The sequence below is a fragment of the Stutzerimonas stutzeri genome (assembly GCF_009789555.1).
In the GTDB taxonomy this organism is placed as follows: domain Bacteria; phylum Pseudomonadota; class Gammaproteobacteria; order Pseudomonadales; family Pseudomonadaceae; genus Stutzerimonas; species Stutzerimonas stutzeri_R.
Genome location: NZ_CP046902.1, coordinates 4,365,763 through 4,383,649, shown reverse-complemented (window position 1 = coordinate 4,383,649; position 17,887 = coordinate 4,365,763). Strand labels below are relative to the sequence as shown.

The following is a 17,887-nucleotide window of genomic DNA, read 5'->3' as shown; positions in this document are numbered from 1 at the left end:
GCGTGGCCGTCACACTTGGCCTCGAAAATACCTCGTTGGTTTCCAGGGCCGTCCGTTATCAAGCCTTCCCCAAGTGCCTGGACGGCCCTTTTTTATTTGCCCTCGAAGCTGACAGGTTTGCGTGTCAGCGGCTGCTGGTCGAAGCGTACCCCCGGCAGCCCGGTTTCCATCAGGACACGGATGTTGCGGTGATCGGTTCCGCTGGGGTTTTCCAGCACCGATTGATAATGCTCACCGAATGCCAGCAATGCTTCCTCGGTGGTGAACCCTTCCAGCACCGCCAGTCCGAGCGTCTTGCACGAACCTTCGTTTTCCCCGGCGGCATTTTCAACGCTGCCGTTGAAGAAGCGGCTTGGCTGGTAATCATAGGTATTGGCGATGAACGCCAGCGTCTCGCTGAAGGGATGGTTGCGGTTGCGCAGGCTGGCGCGAAAATCTCTGAGGCTGTTCATGGCTTCTGGCTCTTGTCGAAAGCGGCCTGCTGTTCGGGCGTCGCGTCTTTCTGGTAGCGCTTCTTCCATTCGGCGTAGGGCATGCCATAGACCTCTTCGCGTGCCTCGTCGATGCTGACGGCGATCTCCAGGTCATCGGCGGCGGCCTTGTACCACTTCGACAGGCAGTTGCGGCAGAAGCCGGCCAGGTTCATCAGGTCGATGTTCTGCGCGTCCGGGCGGCTGCGCAGGTGCTGAACCAGGCGTCGGAAGGCGGCGGCTTCGAGTTCGGTACGTTCTTGGTCATTCATTTTCATGGGTCTCGGCGTTGCAGACGTGGGCGGGATCATAACCTTGACGGTTGCCCTGGGCCAGATACCGGCAGGGAACTTTAGCGTGCCGATCCGCCTCCGCTGAAGAGGATGGCCAGCCGGCTGTCCCCGTTGCCGAGGAACGCGAACGTGATTGGAAAAACACACTGGGTCATTGCCGAAGGCTACCTGCCAGCGCTGGGGCCAAAACCCGATGAACCTGCACTTCGCAGCCACGAGACGGCCTGCATCCTCAATACCGGCCCGCAGGATGCGGAGATCGAGCTGACGCTTTATTTTTCCGATCGCGAGCCGGTCGGTCCGTACTCGATACGGGTACCGGCACAGCGGACGCTGCACCTTCGTTTCGATGATCTGCAAACGCCCGAGGCCGTGCCCCGGGAAACCGATTATGCCAGCGTGTTCGTCTCCAGCGTGCCGGTGGTGATCCAGCACACCCGCATGGATGCCCGTAGCGGTGACCGGGCGTTGATGACCACCCTGGCTTACGGCAGCGACTGATGCGACGGTTCAGTCGCGATGCTGGGCCAGGGTGATCGATACCGATTCGGCGAAGCGCAGGGCGTGTGGTTTGTCGACTTCGACCTCGGCGTAACGCACCTGCGGGTGCTGCATGACGAGGTCGAGAATCTCCTGGGTGAGCCGTTCGAGGAGCGCGAAACGGTTGTCCTCGACGTGCTGGATGATGGCCTTGGTGATGGTGCGGTAGTTCAACGCGTGTTCGATGTCGTTGTCGCGTACGGCATCAGCGGCGCGATACAGCATCGTCAGGTTGATCAGTACATCCTGCTTGTTGAGGATTTCCTCTTCCTTGATGCCGATGAACGTACGCAGTCGCAGGTCTTTGACGCGGATTCGCGCCATGGCAGGTTCCAGTCTAGGCATGGGACTCCTTCGCAATCAGATCAGGTGGCGGCCGCCATTGACGGTCAGGGTGGTGCCGGTGACATAGGGATTATCGAGCAGATACCGCAGGCTCTGGTAGATCACCTGTGCACCGGGCTCGATGCCCAGCGCCGATTTCGCCAGCGCTTTACGCCGATATTCGTCGTCATCGCCTTCGTTGAACTGTATCAGGGCCGGGGCGATGCCATTGACCTTGATGGCCGGGGCGAGGCTTGCGGCAAACGAAAGCGTGAGATTGTCCAGCCCGGCTTTGCTGGCCGCATAGGCAATGTGCTTTTTGCTGCCTGTCCGGGTGACATCATCGCCGATGTGGATGATGTCCGCCGCCCCGCCGTGTTGCAACAGCGCGGCGCAATGGAGATTGATCAGGTAAGGCGCGAGCATGTGGACTTCGAACATGCGCTGGAACACCTCGGCTTCCTCGCCCTCGGCCTCGACGTCCCAGTCCGATGCGTTATGGACGATTGCTCGCAACGCTCCGGTGTGCTGCTTCAACGCCGCGATGAACGCGTGGATACCTTGCGCGCCGGAGAAATCCGCGGGCAGCGTCACGGCCCCGCGCTCGCGCAGGCGAGCGAGGCTCGCTCGGGGTGTCCGGTAGGTGACGATCACCGGTTGCCCTTCATCGAGTAGCCGTTCGGCACAATACAGGCCGATGCGTTGGCTGGCACCGGTGATCAGGATCGGAGCCGCTGGCGGGGTCATGGTCATCATAGGGAATCGGTAATCGAGGATTTCGGGTCGGCGGGTGGCCATACCGAGCGCGCCGTTCTGTAGCGGCAGCTTACACCAGGGCGCACGCGGTCGTATCCGGCACTGGACGTCCGCCAGGCCCGAATCCTGCGCCGGGCTCAGGAGTGTTCAGGCATCTCGGCAAGGGCTTCGGGCGGGAGTTCGGGTTGCAGCTCGGGGTGCAAGCGCTGGTGCTGCTCGTACAGATACGAGCGGATCCGCTCGGCGTCCTTGTCCTGTGGGTAGTCCACCTCATAGGCGATCATTCCACCCTCGGCCTTGCGGATCCGGTGCCCATCGACTTCCAGCGATTGCTCACCCGGCAGCGCCAGGTGAAGGTGGAGATGCTTGGGCGCGTGCTGCTCCGGCCCAACGTCAACCAAGAGGCCATTGGGCGAGAGTTCGTGGACGCTCAGCGCGGTCTCGTGTCCGTCGTCGGACAGCAAAGGCAACGGCTCATCCAGGTGCAGGCGCCAGGCGCGGAGCACCGGCCCGCGCTCGTAGATGGTTGGCGGTGCGAGTCGCAACTGGATCGCGTGGAACTCGTCCTGAGTCAACCGCAGCGGGAACGACATGCAGTAATCTTCGAACTCGGCTTCCAGGGTCAGGTTGGCTTTTGCGGCCAACTGCAACAGCAGGTTGTTGGACTTTTCCCCGCCGTCCACACGGAAGCTGGCCCGCGTTTCGCCCGGGTCCACCGGCGAGCCGGTCACCAGCTCGTTGATATATTCCAGCTCGGCGCTGGTGAGAACGGTCTTCTTCGGCATTTCGATTTCCCTCTCAAGGGCAGCAGGACAGGTCCATCCATGCCTTCAATGCTCCGGTGCGCCGACGCGTTCAGGCGGGGGCGCCCCCAATATCCTATGCAGGACCGCCTTGCGACACCGTTCTGGCCTGTTAATTCCCTTCAAGCCCGCCCGTGCCTGTTGTCAGTGTAGAACCGTGCACGTGGGCGCGTGGGCCGAATGCGGCATAATGCCCGGCTTCATCTGTCACGGAGCCCACCATGAAAGTCGCGATTCTCTCCGGTACGGTCTACGGCACCGCCGAAGACGTTGCCCGCCATGCGGCCGCTGTTTTGAAAGCGGCGGGATTCGAGGCCTGGCATGACCCACGTGCGCAGCTCTCGCAGGTACTCGATTTCGGGCCGCAGGCCCTGTTGGTCGTGACGGCGACCACCGGCATGGGGGAGCTGCCCGACAATCTGGTTCCGCTGTATTCGGCGATCCGGGATCAGTTCCCAGCCTGGCAAGGCTTGCCGGGCGGCGTCATCGCGCTAGGCGATGCAAGCTATGGCGATACGTTTTGCGGCGCGGGTGAGCAGGTCCGGGAACTGTACGCCGAGCTGGGGGTGCGTGAGGTTCAGGAGATGCTGCGTCTGGATGCCAGCGAAACGGTCACGCCGCAGAGCGACGCCGAACCCTGGCTGGAACGCTTCGCGGCCGCGCTGCGCGACTGACCGCCCGAATGGCGGGCGCCGGTCATGTCTGGTCGGCCCGCCTCGGATCGACGGCATGACGACGGGCGAAGGCCTGCAACTGTGGATAGAACTCGCTGAAATCCTGTTGGAGCGGTGCATACAGCCGTTCCAGTTCGGCGACGCCGCCGGCCAGCCCTTCCGGGCGCGACAGGCGTCGACTCATGCCGGCGACCACCTGCTCCATCACCTCGAAATGCCGATAGCTGCCGAGCCAGTCCTGAGCGGCCATGCGTGGCGCGATCAGCGCCAGCTTGGGAGGGAGCGCGGCTTCGTCACGTAGCACCTGATAGACCCGCGCGGTGAAAACCGGCAGCGGTTCGTCGGCATAGTCGTGCCAGCGTGCGGCCAGGCAGTGATCGAAAAACAGGTCGACCAGTATGCCCGCGTAGCGCCGCCGCTCGCTGGGGAAACGCTGCTTGGCTTGTAGCACCAGCGGATGGCTGTCGGTGTAGGCATCGATCTGGCGGTGCAGGCGGATTCCGGCCTCGATGTCGGTGGGCCAGCGCCCTTGCAAAATGCCCTTGACGAAATCTCCGTAGAGACTGCCAAGCAGTTCGCCGGGCCGAGTGCCGCCGAGGTGCAGATGAGCGAGATAGTTCATGCGGCGAGTCTAGCAGTGCTTGCGCTCGTTCGGCTCGCATCAGGCGGCCAGGACCAACGGCGCGGCGCGTCCGCGCAACGCTTCGGCAATGGCGGTGTGGCAGGTGCGGCCAAGCCGGTTGCGATCCATGGCGCCGCTCGCGATCGGCTTTAACAACTGAATCTCCACGATTGCGGTGTCGGCGGCCAGCAGCCTGAACAGGTGCGAAAGCAGATCGTCGTCACCGATGAATGGCGCGATGGGATCGGCCTGTTCGTCGCGCCGATAACGGATGGCCACTGGCTGGATCGGCGTACCGGTTTCGATCGCGCAGCCCAACAAGCGCGAGTGAAAGGCACGCAACGCTGTGCCGTCGGTCGTGGTGCCCTCTGGAAAGATCAGGACATGGCGACCCTGCAGCAGTTCGGCGCCCAACAGTTGGCTGAGCGCGTTGCTGTCGCCGCGTCCACGCTGGATGAACTGCGTGCCGGCCTCGGCGGCGAGCCAGCCGAGGAGAGGCCACTGGCGTACCTCCGATTTCGCCAGGAAGGTCATGGGCAGCAGCATCCCGAGCAGCGGTATGTCAGTCCAGGACAGGTGGTTGGCGAGCCACAGCATGGGCTGTTCGGGGCGGGTGCCCGTCACTCGAATTTCGTATGGCAGGGCAGAGGCCAGTCGGGCCAGAAACCAGCGGCAGAGCCGTTGGCGCGTTATGGGCGATGGCCTCGCCCCGAGCAGGGTCACGAGCTTGAGCCCGCTCGCAAGCGAAAGGCCGGCCGCGACGACCGCGCATAGCCGGCCCAGGCGCAGGTAGAAGCGCAGCCTGGCCATCAGACGGCCGCCTTGAAATGACGTGCGTAGCGCGGGCACAGCTCGTCACGCTTGAGCAGGATGAAGACGTCGGCCACCTGGAAATCCGGGTCCCAGCAGGGCTCGCCGCAGATTTTCGCCCCCAGCCGCAGATAGGCCTTGAGCAACGGAGGGGTTTCGGCAATCACGTTGTCCGGCAGTTCGAGCGCCGGCAGCGGGTTTCGCGGATTGGCATGCAGCAGTTCGGTACACAGGTAGCGCTCGCGCAGGCGCTGCATGATCGCTCGGGCCTGGACACCGCCGTCGCGCATCGGAATGCTGGCGCAGCCCATTAGGTAGCGGTAGCCGCCCTGGTTCAGCGCGTCTGCCAGCGCACCCCAGAGCACGGCTATGGTTGCGCCGTTACGGTAGGCAGGGTGCACGCAGGTGCGGCCGATCTCCAGAATCGGCGCGTCCAGTTCCGCCAGGCCCTGGAGGTTGAACTCCTCTTCGCTGTAGAAGCGCCCGAGCCCGCGTGCCGTCAGGTTATCGAGCAGCCGCGTGGTGGCGACCAGCTCCCCGCTGTCCAGATCACGTACCCCGATGTGGCTGCAATGCGCGTCGAAATCGTCGCGATCCAGTCCGGCTTCGGCGCCTTGCAGTCGCGCGCCGAACTCGCTGCTGAAGACCCTGTAGCGCAGGGCCTGGGCTTCGTGCAGCGCAGCCTGCCCGTGCAAGCGCTCTGCCTGCAGGCGCCGTGTAGTGCGAGGAAAAGCGATGGTGGTCATGCCTTGTCTCCTGGTCGGCCTTGGCGTGGCAATGCAATCGGAGCGCTTGATTGTTATGGTTGCGTTCCGTCAATCGGTGATGCCGGCTCAGGCTAGGCAGAGGCAGTGTCACGACGGTTACGGATCGATGATGCTTGGATGACGGTGATCGCCAATGGCTATCGCTTCGCTGACCCTATGGAGTGACTTCAATGTCCTGGCATGAACTGCTCGGCCCGATGCACCGTTTACCGCAACCGACGGCGCTGGATGACTGGTTCGCTGGCCTGCAAGCGCATGGCGCGCAAAGCGGCTTCAGGTTGGCGGTACTGGGCGGGCGGTTGGCGGCCACGCCCGGATTGGCGTTTCTGGCCGGGTACCAGGCGGCGCTTCGACGGCTGTGGCCGGCCGCTCCGCAAGGGCTGGGCGCCATGTGCGCTACAGAGAATCGAGCGCTGCGCCCGGCCGATATGCAAACCCGCTTGGACGGGCTGTCGCTGACGGGGCGCAAGGATTTCGTCATCGCCGGTCCGGCTGCGAGCTGGCTGCTGGTGCCCGCGCGCGACGAGGCGCCGGGTCAACCGCCGCGGCTGAGCCTGTGTGTGGTGGGCTGCGGTGAGCGGGGTGTGATCATCGAGGCGGGCCCGCCGTTACCCTTGCTGCAAGACATCCCACATGGTCGCCTGAGGCTTGAGGATGCAAGCTGTCGCCGGCTCGCGGGCGATGGCTGGGACGATTACGTCAAGCCGTTCCGCACGCTCGAAGATGTGCATGTGCTGGCGGCGCTCACGAGCTGGCTGTACGGAATAGGACTGGAATGTGGCTGGCCGCAGCCACTGCAATTGCGGTTGTTGGGACTGCTGGCTGGCGCGGCCGAAGTTTCACGGCTATCGCCTGCCGAGTCGGCGACGCATCTGCTACTGGCCTCGCTGAATCTGCAACTGGCGTCGCTGGGCGATGAGGTGGACGACGCGTTGGCGCTCGGTCCGCAACAGTGGCTGCAGCTCTGGCGGCGCGACCGCGGCGTGCTGCAACTGGCGCGGGGCGCTCAAGCCAGGCGCCTGGAGCAGGCAGCGGCAGTGTTTGGGCTGGCCCCCGGTCGACATCCGGCGTAATGATGTCGCGGCGGCATCCTGGGAACTCCTTGTTGCAGTGCGGACCTATACAGGCGTGCCGCAAGGCGCGGTTCACCTGCAGGTTCAGCGGCGCTCATGATGGGGCGACATTCAGTATTCACCCGGACAGGGATATCAATGTCTTATAGCTGTATCGCCAGTTTCGCCAAGCATGCCGAATCCGTGAGGAGTGCCCAGCCATGATGCTGGCCGGGGAAGTCTTCTCCTGGCGAGCAGGCAACCGCTTCCAGTTGTTGATCGACGGGCCGCATTTCTTTCCGAGGATGCTGGCGAGCATCGACGCCGCCGAGCGCCGGGTCGATATCGAGCTCTACCTCGTCGAGGACGGTCACTGTGCGGAGCGCCTGATCGAGAGCCTGGTGGCTGCCGCTGGGCGCGGCGTGCGGGTGCGTTGCCTGTTCGATGGTTTCGGCTGCCTCAAGCTGGGCCAGAGGGCGCGGCAGCGGCTGGCTGACGCCGGTGTCGATCTGCGCCAGTACAACCCGCTGAAACTGCGGTTGAAGTTCCGCAATCTTCATCGCGACCATCGCAAGCTGATCCTGATCGACGACAGCCACTGTTTCGTGGGCGGGACCGGGGCCACCGACGAGTTCTGGAACCCGGAAAACCCTGAAGAGCACTGGCACGAGGCAATGGTCGAAATCAGCGGTCCGTTGATGGAGGACTGGCGGCGCCTGTTCGACGTGCAGTGGGCGTCATGCCTGAAACGCAGAATCTGGCAACTGCCATTACCGCAACGACTTCCCAGGGTTCCGGCCAACCCTACCTTCGATGATGGCATGGGTCGAGTGGCCTATTCGGCTGCGCGACAGCATCGCGACATCCTTCATAGCCTGCTGCGAAACCTGCAGCGTGCGGAACGTCGGATCTGGCTGGCCACCCCGTATTTCCTGCCCACCGGCCGTGTTCGTCGTGAGTTGATGCACGCGGCGAGACGCGGTGTCGATGTGCAACTGCTACTGACCAGCCGTAATACCGACCACCCTTCGGTGCGCTATGCAGGCCAGCGCTATTACCCTCGGCTGCTCCGCGCGGGCGTGCGAATTCACGAATATCAGCCACACTTCCTTCATCTCAAGATGGTACTGGTCGATGACTGGGTCAGTGTCGGCTCCTGTAATTTCGACCACTGGAATCTGCGCTGGAATCTGGAGGCCAACCTCGAAGCGGTAGACACGCAGTTCAGTGCGTCCGTGGCGCGAAGCTTCGAACACGATTTTTCCCGCAGCCTCGAAATCGATTTACAGCAGTGGCATTCCCGTCCGCTGAGCCAGCGCATCTATCAGCGTATGTGGGGCCTGCTCGACCGGCTCATGATCAATATCTTCAACCGAAGTGGCTGACGGCTCTGGCTGATACGGCCGCATGTTCTACCCGACTGGGAGGGTGTTCCAATGGCTGCGAAAAAGATCCTGATGCTGGTGGGCGATTACGTCGAAGATTACGAAACCATGGTGCCGTTTCAGGCGCTGCAGATGGTCGGTCACACCGTGCATGCGGTCTGCCCGGACAAGAAGGCCGGCGACACGGTACGCACGGCGATCCATGACTTCGAAGGCGACCAGACCTACAGCGAAAAACCGGGCCACAACTTCGCCCTGAACTTCGACTTCGACGCGGTGCGCGCCGAAGACTACGATGCGCTGGTGGTGCCTGGCGGGCGTTCGCCCGAGTATCTACGGCTCAATGACCGGGTGCGTGCCCTTGTTCGTGCCTTCGATGAGGCGCGCAAGCCCATCGCGGCGGTGTGCCACGGGGCGCAGTTGCTTGCCGCCGCCGACGTGCTCAAGGGAAAGGCTTGCAGCGCTTATCCCGCCTGCGCGCCGGAGGTGAAACTGGCGGGTGGTGAATTCGTCGATATTCCGGTCGATCAGGCGCACACCCAGGGTAACCTGGTATCCGCGCCGGCGTGGCCGGCGCATCCGGCCTGGCTGGCGGCGTTTCTCGAACTGCTTGGCACGCGAATCACCCTGTAAGATGGCGGCAGGATGAAAGGCCCGGTCGTTTCCCCCGGCCTTTCGCTGTCAGCCGTCCTGGCTGACGGCGTTGCGAACCCAGAGGCCCGCTGTGCAGGAATCCACCAAAGACCCGCTCCATGGCATGACGCTCGAAGCCATACTTGTCGAGCTGCACGCGCAGTATGGCTGGGACGGGCTGGCGCAGCGGATCGATATTCGCTGCTTCCGGAGCGATCCCAGTATCAAGTCGAGCCTGACCTTTTTGCGCAAGACGCCCTGGGCGCGTGCCAAAGTCGAGGCGCTGTTCGTCCAGATGCGTCGATCGTCACGCCAGGCATGAAGGACGCATAAAAAAGCCCGGCAAGAGCCGGGCTTTTTCGTGTCGCGGTCGGTTACTGCACTTCCACCGCCAGGTTCTCGGCGATCTTCTTCTGCCAGATCGCAGGTCCCGTGATGTGTACCGATTCACCGTTGGTATCCACGGCCACGGTGACCGGCATGTCCTTGACCTCGAACTCGTAGATGGCCTCCATGCCGAGTTCGGCGAAGGCCAGCACCTTGGACTTCTTGATCGCCTGGGCGACCAGATAGGCGGCGCCGCCGACAGCCATCAGGTAGACGGCCTTGTTGTCCTTGATCGCCTCGATGGCGATCGGGCCGCGCTCGGACTTGCCGATCATGCCCAGCAGACCGGTGCTTTCCAGGATCTGGCGAGTGAACTTGTCCATGCGCGTCGCGGTGGTCGGGCCGGCTGGACCCACCACTTCGTCACCGACCGGATCGACCGGGCCGACGTAGTAGATGAAGCGACCCTTGAGGTCAACGGGCAGCTCTTCACCCTTGTTCAGCATGTCGACGATGCGCTTGTGCGCGGCGTCGCGGCCGGTGAGCATCTTGCCGTTGAGCAGCACGGTTTCGCCCGGCTTCCAGCTCTGCACCTCTTCGGGTGTGATGCTGTCGAGGTCGACACGGCGCGCGCTCGGGCCAGCTTCCCAGACGATCTCCGGATAGGCGTCCAGCGGCGGCGGCGTCAGCTCGGCAGGCCCCGAGCCGTCGAGCACGAAATGCGCGTGACGGGTGGCAGCGCAGTTGGGGATCATGCACACCGGCAGCGAGGCCGCGTGGGTCGGATAGTCCATGATCTTCACGTCGAGCACCGTGGTCAGGCCGCCCAGGCCTTGAGCACCGATACCGAGCTGGTTGACCTTCTCGAACAGCTCCAGGCGCAGCTCTTCGATGCGGTTCTGCGGGCCGCGGGCCTTGAGTTCGTGGATGTCGATGGATTCCATCAGCACTTCCTTGGCCATTACCGCGGCCTTCTCGGCGGTACCGCCGATGCCGATGCCGAGCATGCCCGGTGGGCACCAGCCGGCGCCCATGGTCGGAACGGTCTTCAGGACCCAGTCGACGATGGAGTCCGATGGGTTGAGCATGGCCATCTTCGACTTGTTTTCCGAGCCACCGCCCTTGGCAGCGACGTCGACTTCGACCTTGTCGCCGGGAACGATGGAATAGTGGATGACCGCCGGGGTGTTGTCCTTGGTGTTCTTGCGGGAACCAGCCGGGTCGGCGAGGATCGAAGCACGCAGGACATTTTCTGGCAGGTTGTAGGCGCGGCGAACGCCCTCGTTGATCATGTCGTCCAGGCTCATGGTGGCGCCATCCCAGCGCACGTCCATGCCTACGCGGACAAAGACGGTAACGATGCCGGTGTCCTGGCAGATCGGCCGATGGCCGGTTGCGCACATCCGTGAGTTGATCAGAATCTGGGCCATGGAGTCGCGAGCCGCGGGCGATTCTTCGCGCAGGTAGGCTTCATGCATCGCCTGGATGAAGTCGACGGGGTGGTAATAGGAAATGAACTGCAAAGCGTCGGCAACGCTTTGTATCAGGTCGTCTTGCTTGATCACGGTCATGCAGCGCGTCCTCTTGGCGGGGCGGAGACAAGGCGCGCGGAGAAGTCGCCGACGCGCTCAAGTTAAAAAAATGCGCGGCAGTATAACCTGCGGCGCCGCAGGGTACACAGACGGACTAAAGGTGAAGGGATGCACTTCGAAACTGGCGTGCCGAAGCCGGCCATCAAAAGCCCGCTGTCGATGGAGCAGCTGCGTTGCGCAAGCCGATGGCGCTTACGATGAGCGGCCAGAAAGCGGCAGAAGCGCCACGGTCGGGACTGAACGTGGCTCGATCCGACGAGCGGCGTGAGACGTGTGGGCTTTTGCAGGTGGCCCGCGTAAAGTATGCCAGATTGCTACTATGGGAAGGATTCCATGCGCGTGAGTCGTGACGAGAGCGATCAGCAGGCGCTTCAGCAGTTGGTCATCAGGCGCTTCGGCATGGCGGCCGGAACCTATGGGCTCGCCTTGCTGCTGACGTGGGTCACCGTGGCGGGTGGCTTCTACCAGGCCCCCGTGGATACGGCGATAGCCAGCTCGGCGATGATTCTGGCCAGCCAGCTGGCGTTCTTCTGGGTGTTCTACCGAGGCTACAACCTGCGTTTTCGCGACCCCAGCCTGACCGAGCCGCAGGTGCTGGTGGCGTTGGCCTGGCTGACGTTCTTCCTGTTCAACCTCGGGGATAATCGCGGCTCGTTGCTGGTGCTCTACGTGCTGGTGTTGATGTTCGCGGTGTTTCTGCCACCGAAAGTATTCATCCGCTACGCGGTGCTGGCCTTCGTCAGCTTCGTCGGCCTCTCGCTGTGCGATGCGCACCTGGGGCGTCTCGGTGATCCGCAGGCCGCGTTGCTGGAGGCCGGCGTATTGCTGGTGACGCTGATCTGGATGTGCCTGTTCGTCGGTTACGTCTACCGGTTGCGCCAGCGGATGCGCCAACGCCGTTTTGCCTTGCAGGCGCACCAGGAGACGCTGCGCGGCATGATGCGACAGCTGGAGGACCTGGCATCCACGGATGAGCTGACCGGGTTGTATAACCGTCGACATTTCATTCGCCGCGCCGAGGCGGAACTGAGCCGATTGCGGGTGGGGCACCAGTCGGGGCTTGCCCTGATCGACCTCGATCATTTCAAGCGGATCAACGATCTCCACGGACATGCCACCGGCGATCGCGTGTTGCAGACCTTCGCCTCTGTGGCGCGTTCCTGCCTGCGCGACGGCGATATTCTTGCCCGATACGGTGGCGAGGAGTTCGTGCTGCTGTTGCCGGATACCGATGCCGAGCAGTTCAGTGCCTGCTGCGAACGCCTGCGCGAGGCGTTCGCCAATGCTCAACCATTGGATGTGCAACTGCAGGCGGGGCACCTCAGCCTGTCGGTAGGGCTTACGCTGCTCAACGCCGGCGACGACCTGGACGAGTCGCTGCTGCGCGCCGACACCGCGCTGTATCGGGCCAAGGACAACGGTCGCAATCGTTGCGAGGCAAGCTGGGCGACCGCCGATGCCTGAGATCCGCCACGGGACGCTGAGCTGGACCGTGCCCGCCGGCACCAACCTGCTCGATGCGCTCAACCGCGCCGGGTTGCAGGTGCCTTACAGTTGCCGGGCGGGCAGCTGTCATGCCTGTCTGGTGCGCTGCGAGAAAGGCGAACCGCAGGATGCCCGCCCGGAGGCGCTCAACAGCGGGCAACGGTTACAGGGCTGGCGACTCGCCTGCCAATGCAGCGTCACCGAAGACCTCAGCGTCGCGCCGTACGACCCGGCGCAGGACGGCGTATCCGCGCAAGTCGCAGGACTCGATTGGCTGGGCGAGGTATTGCGGGTGCGGCTGTTACCCGAGCGGCCCTGGCGCTACCGCGCCGGCGAACACGTGCTGCTGTGGAACGGCCACGGCGTTGCCCGACCCTACTCGCTGGCAAGCATACCCGGCGAAGATCCCTGGCTCGAATTCCACATCGACTGCCGTGCGCCTGGCGCATTCTGCGATGCGGCGCGCGCGCTGGACGTCGGAGACCATCTGCGCCTTGGCCAACAGCACGCAGGCGCGCTGCACTACGACCCCGAATGGCAGGCGAGGCCGTTGCTGTTGCTGGCAGCCGGTACGGGGCTCGCGCCGCTCTGGGGCCTGCTGCGCGAAGCACTGCGCCAAGGACATTCCGGGACGATACGGTTGCTGCATTTCTGTCGAGGTGACGCCTATCTGCGCGCTCCGTTGGAGCGACTCGTGGACCGGCATCACAACCTGAACGTCGAATGGGTCGATTCGCAGCTGGCACGCAGCCGTGTTCGATCCATACGCATTACGTCGCGCCAGGAAATAGCACTGATCTGCGGTGGGGCCGAATTTGTCGAGGATAGCGCCAAGCGCATGTTTCTGGCGGGCCTGCCGCGTGGGCAAGTACTGAGCGATACCTTTGTGGTGCGCCAGCCGGGCACCTGAAAGGGAGTGACACGCCAGGCGCGTCGAGAGGCGGGGACGTGTGACGCAAGCGCCAGGTACGAGACCAGTAGGTCGTCACCTGGCGCCTCCCACAAGGGTCAGGTCAACGAGTCGCCGACACGCAGGATCTTCATCGTATTGGTGCCACCCGTACCGTGGTAGGTATCACCCTTTGTCAGGATCACCCAGTCACCGACGTTGACGATGTTGCGCTTGAGCAGCTCGTCCACTGCCGCCTGGCTGACCTTGTCCGCCGGCAGTGCGGCGGGGTCGAACGGGATGGTCTGCACGCCGCGGAACATGGCCACGCGGGCCTGGGTTTCGCGGTGGGGCGAGTACGCGAAAATCGGTACGGAGGAGCGAATGCGCGACATGATCAGCGGTGTGTAGCCGCTTTCCGTCAGGCTGATGATGGCCTTCACACCGGGGAAATGATTGGCGGTGTACATCGCCGCCAGCGCCGTGCTCTCGTCGCTGCGCTCGAAGCGCTGGCCGAGGCGGTGGCCGGATTTGATACTGGTGGGATGCTTCTCGGCGCCGACACAGACACGCGCCATCGCCTTGATGGCCTCGACCGGATATTCACCCGCGGCGCTTTCGGCCGACAGCATGACCGCGTCGGTGTAGTCCAGGACCGCGTTGGCTACATCGGAAACCTCGGCGCGGGTGGGCATCGGGTTCTGGATCATCGACTCCATCATCTGGGTCGCGGTGATCACCACCTTGTTGTTGCGGCGCGCGTGAAGAATGATTTTCTTCTGGATGCCCACCAGTTCGGCATCGCCGATTTCAACGCCCAGGTCGCCCCGCGCGACCATCACGCCGTCGCTGGCGCGGATCAGACCGTCGAGCGCCTCGTCATCGGCGACCGCTTCGGCACGCTCGATCTTGGCGATTAGCCAGGCGCTGGAGCCGGCTTCGTCGCGAAGGCGCCGGGCCAGTTCCATGTCCGCGGCATCGCGCGGGAAGGACACGGCGAGGTAGTCCAGGTCCATCTCGGCGGCCAGCTTGATGTCGGCCTTGTCCTTGGCGGTCAACGCAGGCGCGGTGAGTCCGCCGCCACGGCGGTTGATGCCCTTGTTGTCCGACAGCGGGCCGCCGATCAGCACTGTGCAATGCAGTTCATCGGCCGTGGCGCTGTCGACGCGCATGACCACACGACCATCGTCGAGCAGCAGCTCGTCACCCACGCGGCAATCCTTGACCAGGTCCGGATAGTCGATACCCACCACCTCCTGCGTGCCGGCATCGCGCGGATGCGTCACCGAAAAGCGGAAGCTGTCTCCTTCGGCCAATTCGATGCGCTTGCCGGTGAACTTGGCGATGCGGATCTTCGGTCCTTGCAGATCGCCGAGCAGGGCAACGAAACGGCCATGGCGCGCGGCGATATCGCGTACCAGCTGGGCGCGGGCACGATGCTCATCCGGAGCGCCGTGGGAAAAGTTCAGGCGGGCGACATCGAGGCCCGCCAGGATCATTTTTTCCAGTACGTCCGGTGCGCTGCTGGCCGGGCCCAGCGTGGCGACGATTTTGGTACGGCGCGAGATCATTCAATGCTCCTTTTTCAGAATGCCCGGGAGGCTACTATGCCGGGCGGCTGTAGTCATCGTTGGCTTGCACTACTCTTTGGCCGGGTCGCGAGCGAGCCGGGGCTGCCGTGCAACCGTCGAGCGGGCTGGAGTTTTTCCAGGCGTGGTCGATAAACGGGCATCGGAGGATCAACCCATGCGTACCCTTATCATTCTTGGCCTGGCCGCACTCAGCATAGGCTGCAGCAGCACAACCGCAGTCGATCGCTACCTTGACGCCGCCTACCAGCATTACCACGCCGGCGACTGCGACAGGGCCATGCTCGCTCTGTCGCAGGCCGAACGCCGTATTCGCCCGCGAGATCATCTTCAGCCCGAAGTTTCGCTGCTACGCGGGCAGTGCCTGGAGCGCCAGGGGTTGTACGTCGATGCGGCGCAGACCTATCGGTTCATCCAGGCCCGTTATCCAGCCAGCGAATATGCCTTTCGTGGACGCGCCAGACTGGAGACGTTGCGCCAGTTGGGGCACTATCAGCCGGAGGAACAGGTGGTCACCCACGCCGTCAAACCCTGAGCGAAGCCGGTTGTTCGAAACCGGCAGGGAAGGAGCCCATGCGCGTCGCACCGATATTATTCGTGGTCTTGTTGGCATCGCCGTTGGCCACGGCAGCGATCTACCGCTGGGTAGACCCCGAGGGTAACGTTCATTTCGACGCGCAGCCGCGCCCTGGGGCCGAGTCGGTCGAGGTTCGGCCGCAGGTCATCGAGCGCGACGACGCGACACGGGCACGCGAAGCGCGTACCGAGCGCTTCTTCGAGGCGCGTCGAGAGGAGCAACAGGCCGCCGAGCAAGCCGCATCCGAAGCGCGGTCCAGGCGTGAGCAGGCGTGCCGCGAATGGCGTCAGCGGCTGTCGCGTCTGTCGCACGGTGGCCGTTACTTCAGCGCCGATGCAAATGACGGGCGGGTCTACTACAGTGATGAAGAGATAGGGGCGGCGCGGCGGCAGTTGGCCAGTCGTATCAGTCAAAACTGCAGCTGAGTAGCCGGTCACGGCAGCAGCGACTCCCTTGGCAGCAGGCCCGGAAACCCATGAACATGCTCAATCAGCGCAGCATCCAGCGGCACCACTTGCCGTATTACCTCAATGTTTTCAATCGTTTCACCGACAAGCCATTGGGCTTCATCGGCAATCTTTCGGAAACGGGACTGATGCTCATCAGCCCGTATCCGATGATGACCCATGCGCGCTTCGAGATGCGCCTGAAAATCCCTGGCCAGCATGGTCAACTGCGTTACATCGATTTCAGCGCGACCTGCCGCTGGTCCCGCGAGGACGTTACCCCCGGCAGCTACGATTCCGGTTTCGTACTGATCACGCCTCCGAGCGAGATTCGTCACATGATCGATGCGCTGCATCACTATTTCAGTTTTCGGCCGATGCTCGGCATCCCGCCGGCGCGCCTGCCACAAAGCGATAACCCGCCCAGCAGGGCCATCGACCAGGATCGTTGCCACGGAACCTGATCGAACCTGCACGATGCGTTTCGCGCCGGGTGACGAAAGCGGCCGGTGCGTTACAGCGTTCCGCCTTTTTTCCATGCGAGATAACGGCTGATCAGTGCGGGGCCCAACGCGTGCACAGGCGCATCGAGAACCGGTACGCCATTGGCCTGCAGGCGTTCGTGCAGGCGCGTGCGGGCGTTGAGGTAATCGAGCGTACCGCAATAGCCCAGCGCGTCGTGGAGGCTGCTGACCGGTTGATGGATCAACCGATCGAGAACCGGTTCGCGCACGCTCACTACCAGAACCCTGTGTCGGCGCGAGAGCTGGCGGACCGCGCCGAGCAGATCCTCGTCGTCCTCGTCACGCAGGTTGCTGAGAATCACCACCAGTGCGCGTCGCTTCTGCAACGCCAGGACCTCGTTCGCCGCCCGCATGAAATCGGCCGGCTGGCGGCTTTCGACCAAGTCGTAGACACCGTTGAGCAAGGCGTTGAGCTGCAACTGGCCCTTGGCGGGCGCCAGGAAGCGGCGTTGCTGCGTGGCAAAGCTGTAGAGTCCCAGCGCATCGCCCTGGCGCAGCGCGACGTATGCCAGCAGCAGGCTGGCCTCAAGCGCGTGATCGAAGTGCGAGCGTGCGTCGTCCTTGCTGCGCATTCGTCTTCCGCAATCGAGCATCAGCAGGATCTGCTGATCGCGCTCATCCTGGTATTCGCGAGCGATGGGCGTGCGTTTGCGCGCGGTGGCCTTCCAGTCGATCTGCCGCAGCGTGTCGCCTTCACGGAAGTCACGCAACTGATGGAAATCCAGGCCCAGTCCCCGGCGCGGCTGTTGACGCACGCCCAGGCGACTCAGCCAGCGTTCCACCGCCATCAGTGGGGCGCCGTGCAGGCGCGCGAAGTCTGGATAGACGCGTGTCTGCGCTGGCAGCGGCAGCAGGCGGCGTTCGCGCCATAGCCCCAGCGGGCTGTACAGGCGAATTTCACATTGCTCGAAGCGGAAATGGCCCCGGCGTTCCGGGCAGATTCGATAGCCGAGTTCGCAATGTTGACCCGGCGGGAGCGCCAGGGGCTGCGGCAGGTGTTCAACGGCGATCCCGGCTGGCACGTGGTCGAAGACCTCCAGGCGCACGGGGCGGGCCAGCGAGGCGTGAAGTCGAAGCTGGACGTCGTGCCAGCGGCCCAATGCCAGGTTGCCAGGCATGTGGCGCTGCACGCTGGGCGAGGGTAGCCGGCGCAGGCGCACAGCGTCCAGGATCGAGATCAGGCCCAGGCACAGCGACAATCCCCACCAGGCCGGCTGCGCAGCGGCCGGCAGCGGATGGCCCAGCGCCGACAGCAGGCCCATTGGCAGTGCAAGGCCGAACAGCGTGGCCCACAGGTGGATGTGTCGCCGTGACGGGCTCATCGCGGGC

At 63.7% G+C, this 17,887-nt stretch carries 22 protein-coding genes; 11 read left to right on the top strand and 11 right to left on the bottom strand.

The genetic code is table 11. The features are described from left to right. Positions 1–92: 92 nt before the first annotated feature. Positions 93–452: a HopJ type III effector protein gene (locus GQA94_RS20395; RefSeq protein ID WP_158189722.1), complete on the bottom strand. Its 360-nt coding sequence runs from the start codon at positions 450–452 to the stop codon at positions 93–95. Continuing rightward, the gene (locus tag GQA94_RS20390) at positions 449–742 is read right to left on the bottom strand and encodes a DUF1244 domain-containing protein (RefSeq protein ID WP_158189721.1); all 294 of its coding nucleotides are present in this window, start codon (positions 740–742) and stop codon (positions 449–451) included. The genes GQA94_RS20395 and GQA94_RS20390 overlap by 4 nt, the downstream gene beginning before the upstream one ends. A 150-nt stretch (positions 743–892) precedes the next feature. Here GQA94_RS20390 and GQA94_RS20385 point away from each other — a divergent pair, with 150 nt between their 5' ends. Continuing rightward, a complete protein-coding gene (locus GQA94_RS20385; protein ID WP_199270076.1) occupies positions 893–1,264 on the top strand; it encodes a sensory rhodopsin transducer in 372 nt (123 codons plus the stop codon). A gap of 9 nt (positions 1,265–1,273) precedes the next feature. Here GQA94_RS20385 and folX read toward each other — a convergent pair whose 3' ends face one another. From folX to GQA94_RS20370, 3 genes are all read right to left on the bottom strand, one after another. Next, a complete protein-coding gene (gene folX, locus GQA94_RS20380; RefSeq protein WP_158189719.1) occupies positions 1,274–1,648 on the bottom strand; it encodes a dihydroneopterin triphosphate 2'-epimerase in 375 nt (124 codons plus the stop codon). 15 nt (positions 1,649–1,663) lie between these two features. Beyond that, positions 1,664–2,374, bottom strand: a complete 711-nt coding sequence (gene folM / locus GQA94_RS20375) for a dihydromonapterin reductase (RefSeq protein WP_158190185.1) — start codon at positions 2,372–2,374, stop codon at positions 1,664–1,666. A 146-nt stretch (positions 2,375–2,520) separates the two neighbouring features. Next, the gene (locus GQA94_RS20370; RefSeq protein WP_158189718.1) at positions 2,521–3,168 is read right to left on the bottom strand and encodes a PilZ domain-containing protein; all 648 of its coding nucleotides are present in this window, start codon (positions 3,166–3,168) and stop codon (positions 2,521–2,523) included. Between the two features lie 239 nt (positions 3,169–3,407). Here GQA94_RS20370 and GQA94_RS20365 point away from each other — a divergent pair, with 239 nt between their 5' ends. Beyond that, positions 3,408–3,860 (top strand): flavodoxin, encoded by a 453-nt coding sequence (locus tag GQA94_RS20365; protein ID WP_158189717.1) that lies wholly within the window; start codon positions 3,408–3,410, stop codon positions 3,858–3,860. Between the two features lie 22 nt (positions 3,861–3,882). On the opposite strand, the gene GQA94_RS20360 is transcribed toward GQA94_RS20365, so the two are convergent. From GQA94_RS20360 to olsB, 3 genes are read right to left on the bottom strand one after another with little or no spacing between them, the layout of a single operon-like run. Then, positions 3,883–4,482: an ACP phosphodiesterase gene (locus GQA94_RS20360; protein WP_158189716.1), complete on the bottom strand. Its 600-nt coding sequence runs from the start codon at positions 4,480–4,482 to the stop codon at positions 3,883–3,885. A 39-nt stretch (positions 4,483–4,521) separates the two neighbouring features. Beyond that, the gene (locus GQA94_RS20355) at positions 4,522–5,292 is read right to left on the bottom strand and encodes a lysophospholipid acyltransferase family protein (RefSeq protein ID WP_158189715.1); all 771 of its coding nucleotides are present in this window, start codon (positions 5,290–5,292) and stop codon (positions 4,522–4,524) included. Beyond that, complete coding sequence (gene olsB, locus GQA94_RS20350) at positions 5,292–6,038, bottom strand: L-ornithine N(alpha)-acyltransferase (RefSeq protein ID WP_158189714.1); 747 nt, start codon at positions 6,036–6,038, stop codon at positions 5,292–5,294. The genes GQA94_RS20355 and olsB overlap by 1 nt, the downstream gene beginning before the upstream one ends. Positions 6,039–6,229: 191 nt before the next feature. Between olsB and GQA94_RS20345 the strand changes: the two genes are divergently transcribed. From GQA94_RS20345 to GQA94_RS20330, 4 genes are all read left to right on the top strand, one after another. Further along, positions 6,230–7,132, top strand: coding sequence for an acyl-CoA dehydrogenase (locus GQA94_RS20345; RefSeq protein WP_158189713.1), 903 nt, complete (start codon positions 6,230–6,232; stop codon positions 7,130–7,132). A gap of 203 nt (positions 7,133–7,335) precedes the next feature. Next, positions 7,336–8,496 (top strand): phospholipase D-like domain-containing protein, encoded by a 1,161-nt coding sequence (locus GQA94_RS20340; RefSeq protein ID WP_199270173.1) that lies wholly within the window; start codon positions 7,336–7,338, stop codon positions 8,494–8,496. 51 nt (positions 8,497–8,547) lie between these two features. Continuing rightward, positions 8,548–9,129 carry a DJ-1/PfpI family protein gene (locus tag GQA94_RS20335; RefSeq protein WP_158189711.1) on the top strand — a complete coding sequence of 194 codons (582 nt, stop codon included), beginning with the start codon at positions 8,548–8,550 and terminating at the stop codon, positions 9,127–9,129. Between the two features lie 124 nt (positions 9,130–9,253). Beyond that, positions 9,254–9,451, top strand: a complete 198-nt coding sequence (locus GQA94_RS20330; protein WP_233270276.1) for a VF530 family DNA-binding protein — start codon at positions 9,254–9,256, stop codon at positions 9,449–9,451. Positions 9,452–9,503: 52 nt separating this feature from the next. Here the strand turns inward: GQA94_RS20330 and GQA94_RS20325 are convergent, their stop codons facing one another. Beyond that, positions 9,504–11,027 (bottom strand): fumarate hydratase, encoded by a 1,524-nt coding sequence (locus GQA94_RS20325; RefSeq protein WP_158189709.1) that lies wholly within the window; start codon positions 11,025–11,027, stop codon positions 9,504–9,506. A gap of 354 nt (positions 11,028–11,381) precedes the next feature. On the opposite strand from GQA94_RS20325, the gene GQA94_RS20320 reads away from it, so the two are divergent. Next, a complete protein-coding gene (locus GQA94_RS20320) occupies positions 11,382–12,512 on the top strand; it encodes a GGDEF domain-containing protein (protein ID WP_158189708.1) in 1,131 nt (376 codons plus the stop codon). After that, on the top strand, positions 12,505–13,443 hold the full coding sequence (locus tag GQA94_RS20315; protein ID WP_158189707.1) for an iron-sulfur-binding ferredoxin reductase: 939 nt from the start codon (positions 12,505–12,507) through the stop codon (positions 13,441–13,443). The genes GQA94_RS20320 and GQA94_RS20315 overlap by 8 nt, the downstream gene beginning before the upstream one ends. A 98-nt stretch (positions 13,444–13,541) precedes the next feature. Here the strand turns inward: GQA94_RS20315 and pyk are convergent, their stop codons facing one another. Beyond that, a complete protein-coding gene (pyk, locus tag GQA94_RS20310) occupies positions 13,542–14,993 on the bottom strand; it encodes a pyruvate kinase (RefSeq protein ID WP_158189706.1) in 1,452 nt (483 codons plus the stop codon). A gap of 175 nt (positions 14,994–15,168) precedes the next feature. On the opposite strand from pyk, the gene GQA94_RS20305 reads away from it, so the two are divergent. From GQA94_RS20305 to GQA94_RS20295, 3 genes are read left to right on the top strand one after another with little or no spacing between them, the layout of a single operon-like run. After that, positions 15,169–15,546, top strand: a complete 378-nt coding sequence (locus tag GQA94_RS20305) for a tetratricopeptide repeat protein (RefSeq protein ID WP_158189705.1) — start codon at positions 15,169–15,171, stop codon at positions 15,544–15,546. Positions 15,547–15,584: 38 nt separating this feature from the next. Next, positions 15,585–16,013, top strand: a complete 429-nt coding sequence (locus GQA94_RS20300; protein WP_158189704.1) for a DUF4124 domain-containing protein — start codon at positions 15,585–15,587, stop codon at positions 16,011–16,013. A 50-nt stretch (positions 16,014–16,063) separates the two neighbouring features. Further along, entirely contained in the window at positions 16,064–16,498 is a 435-nt protein-coding gene (locus tag GQA94_RS20295; RefSeq protein ID WP_158189703.1) for a PilZ domain-containing protein, read from the top strand. Positions 16,499–16,548: 50 nt separating this feature from the next. Here GQA94_RS20295 and GQA94_RS20290 read toward each other — a convergent pair whose 3' ends face one another. Then, a complete protein-coding gene (locus GQA94_RS20290) occupies positions 16,549–17,880 on the bottom strand; it encodes a DUF58 domain-containing protein (protein ID WP_158189702.1) in 1,332 nt (443 codons plus the stop codon). Positions 17,881–17,887 lie beyond the last annotated feature (7 nt).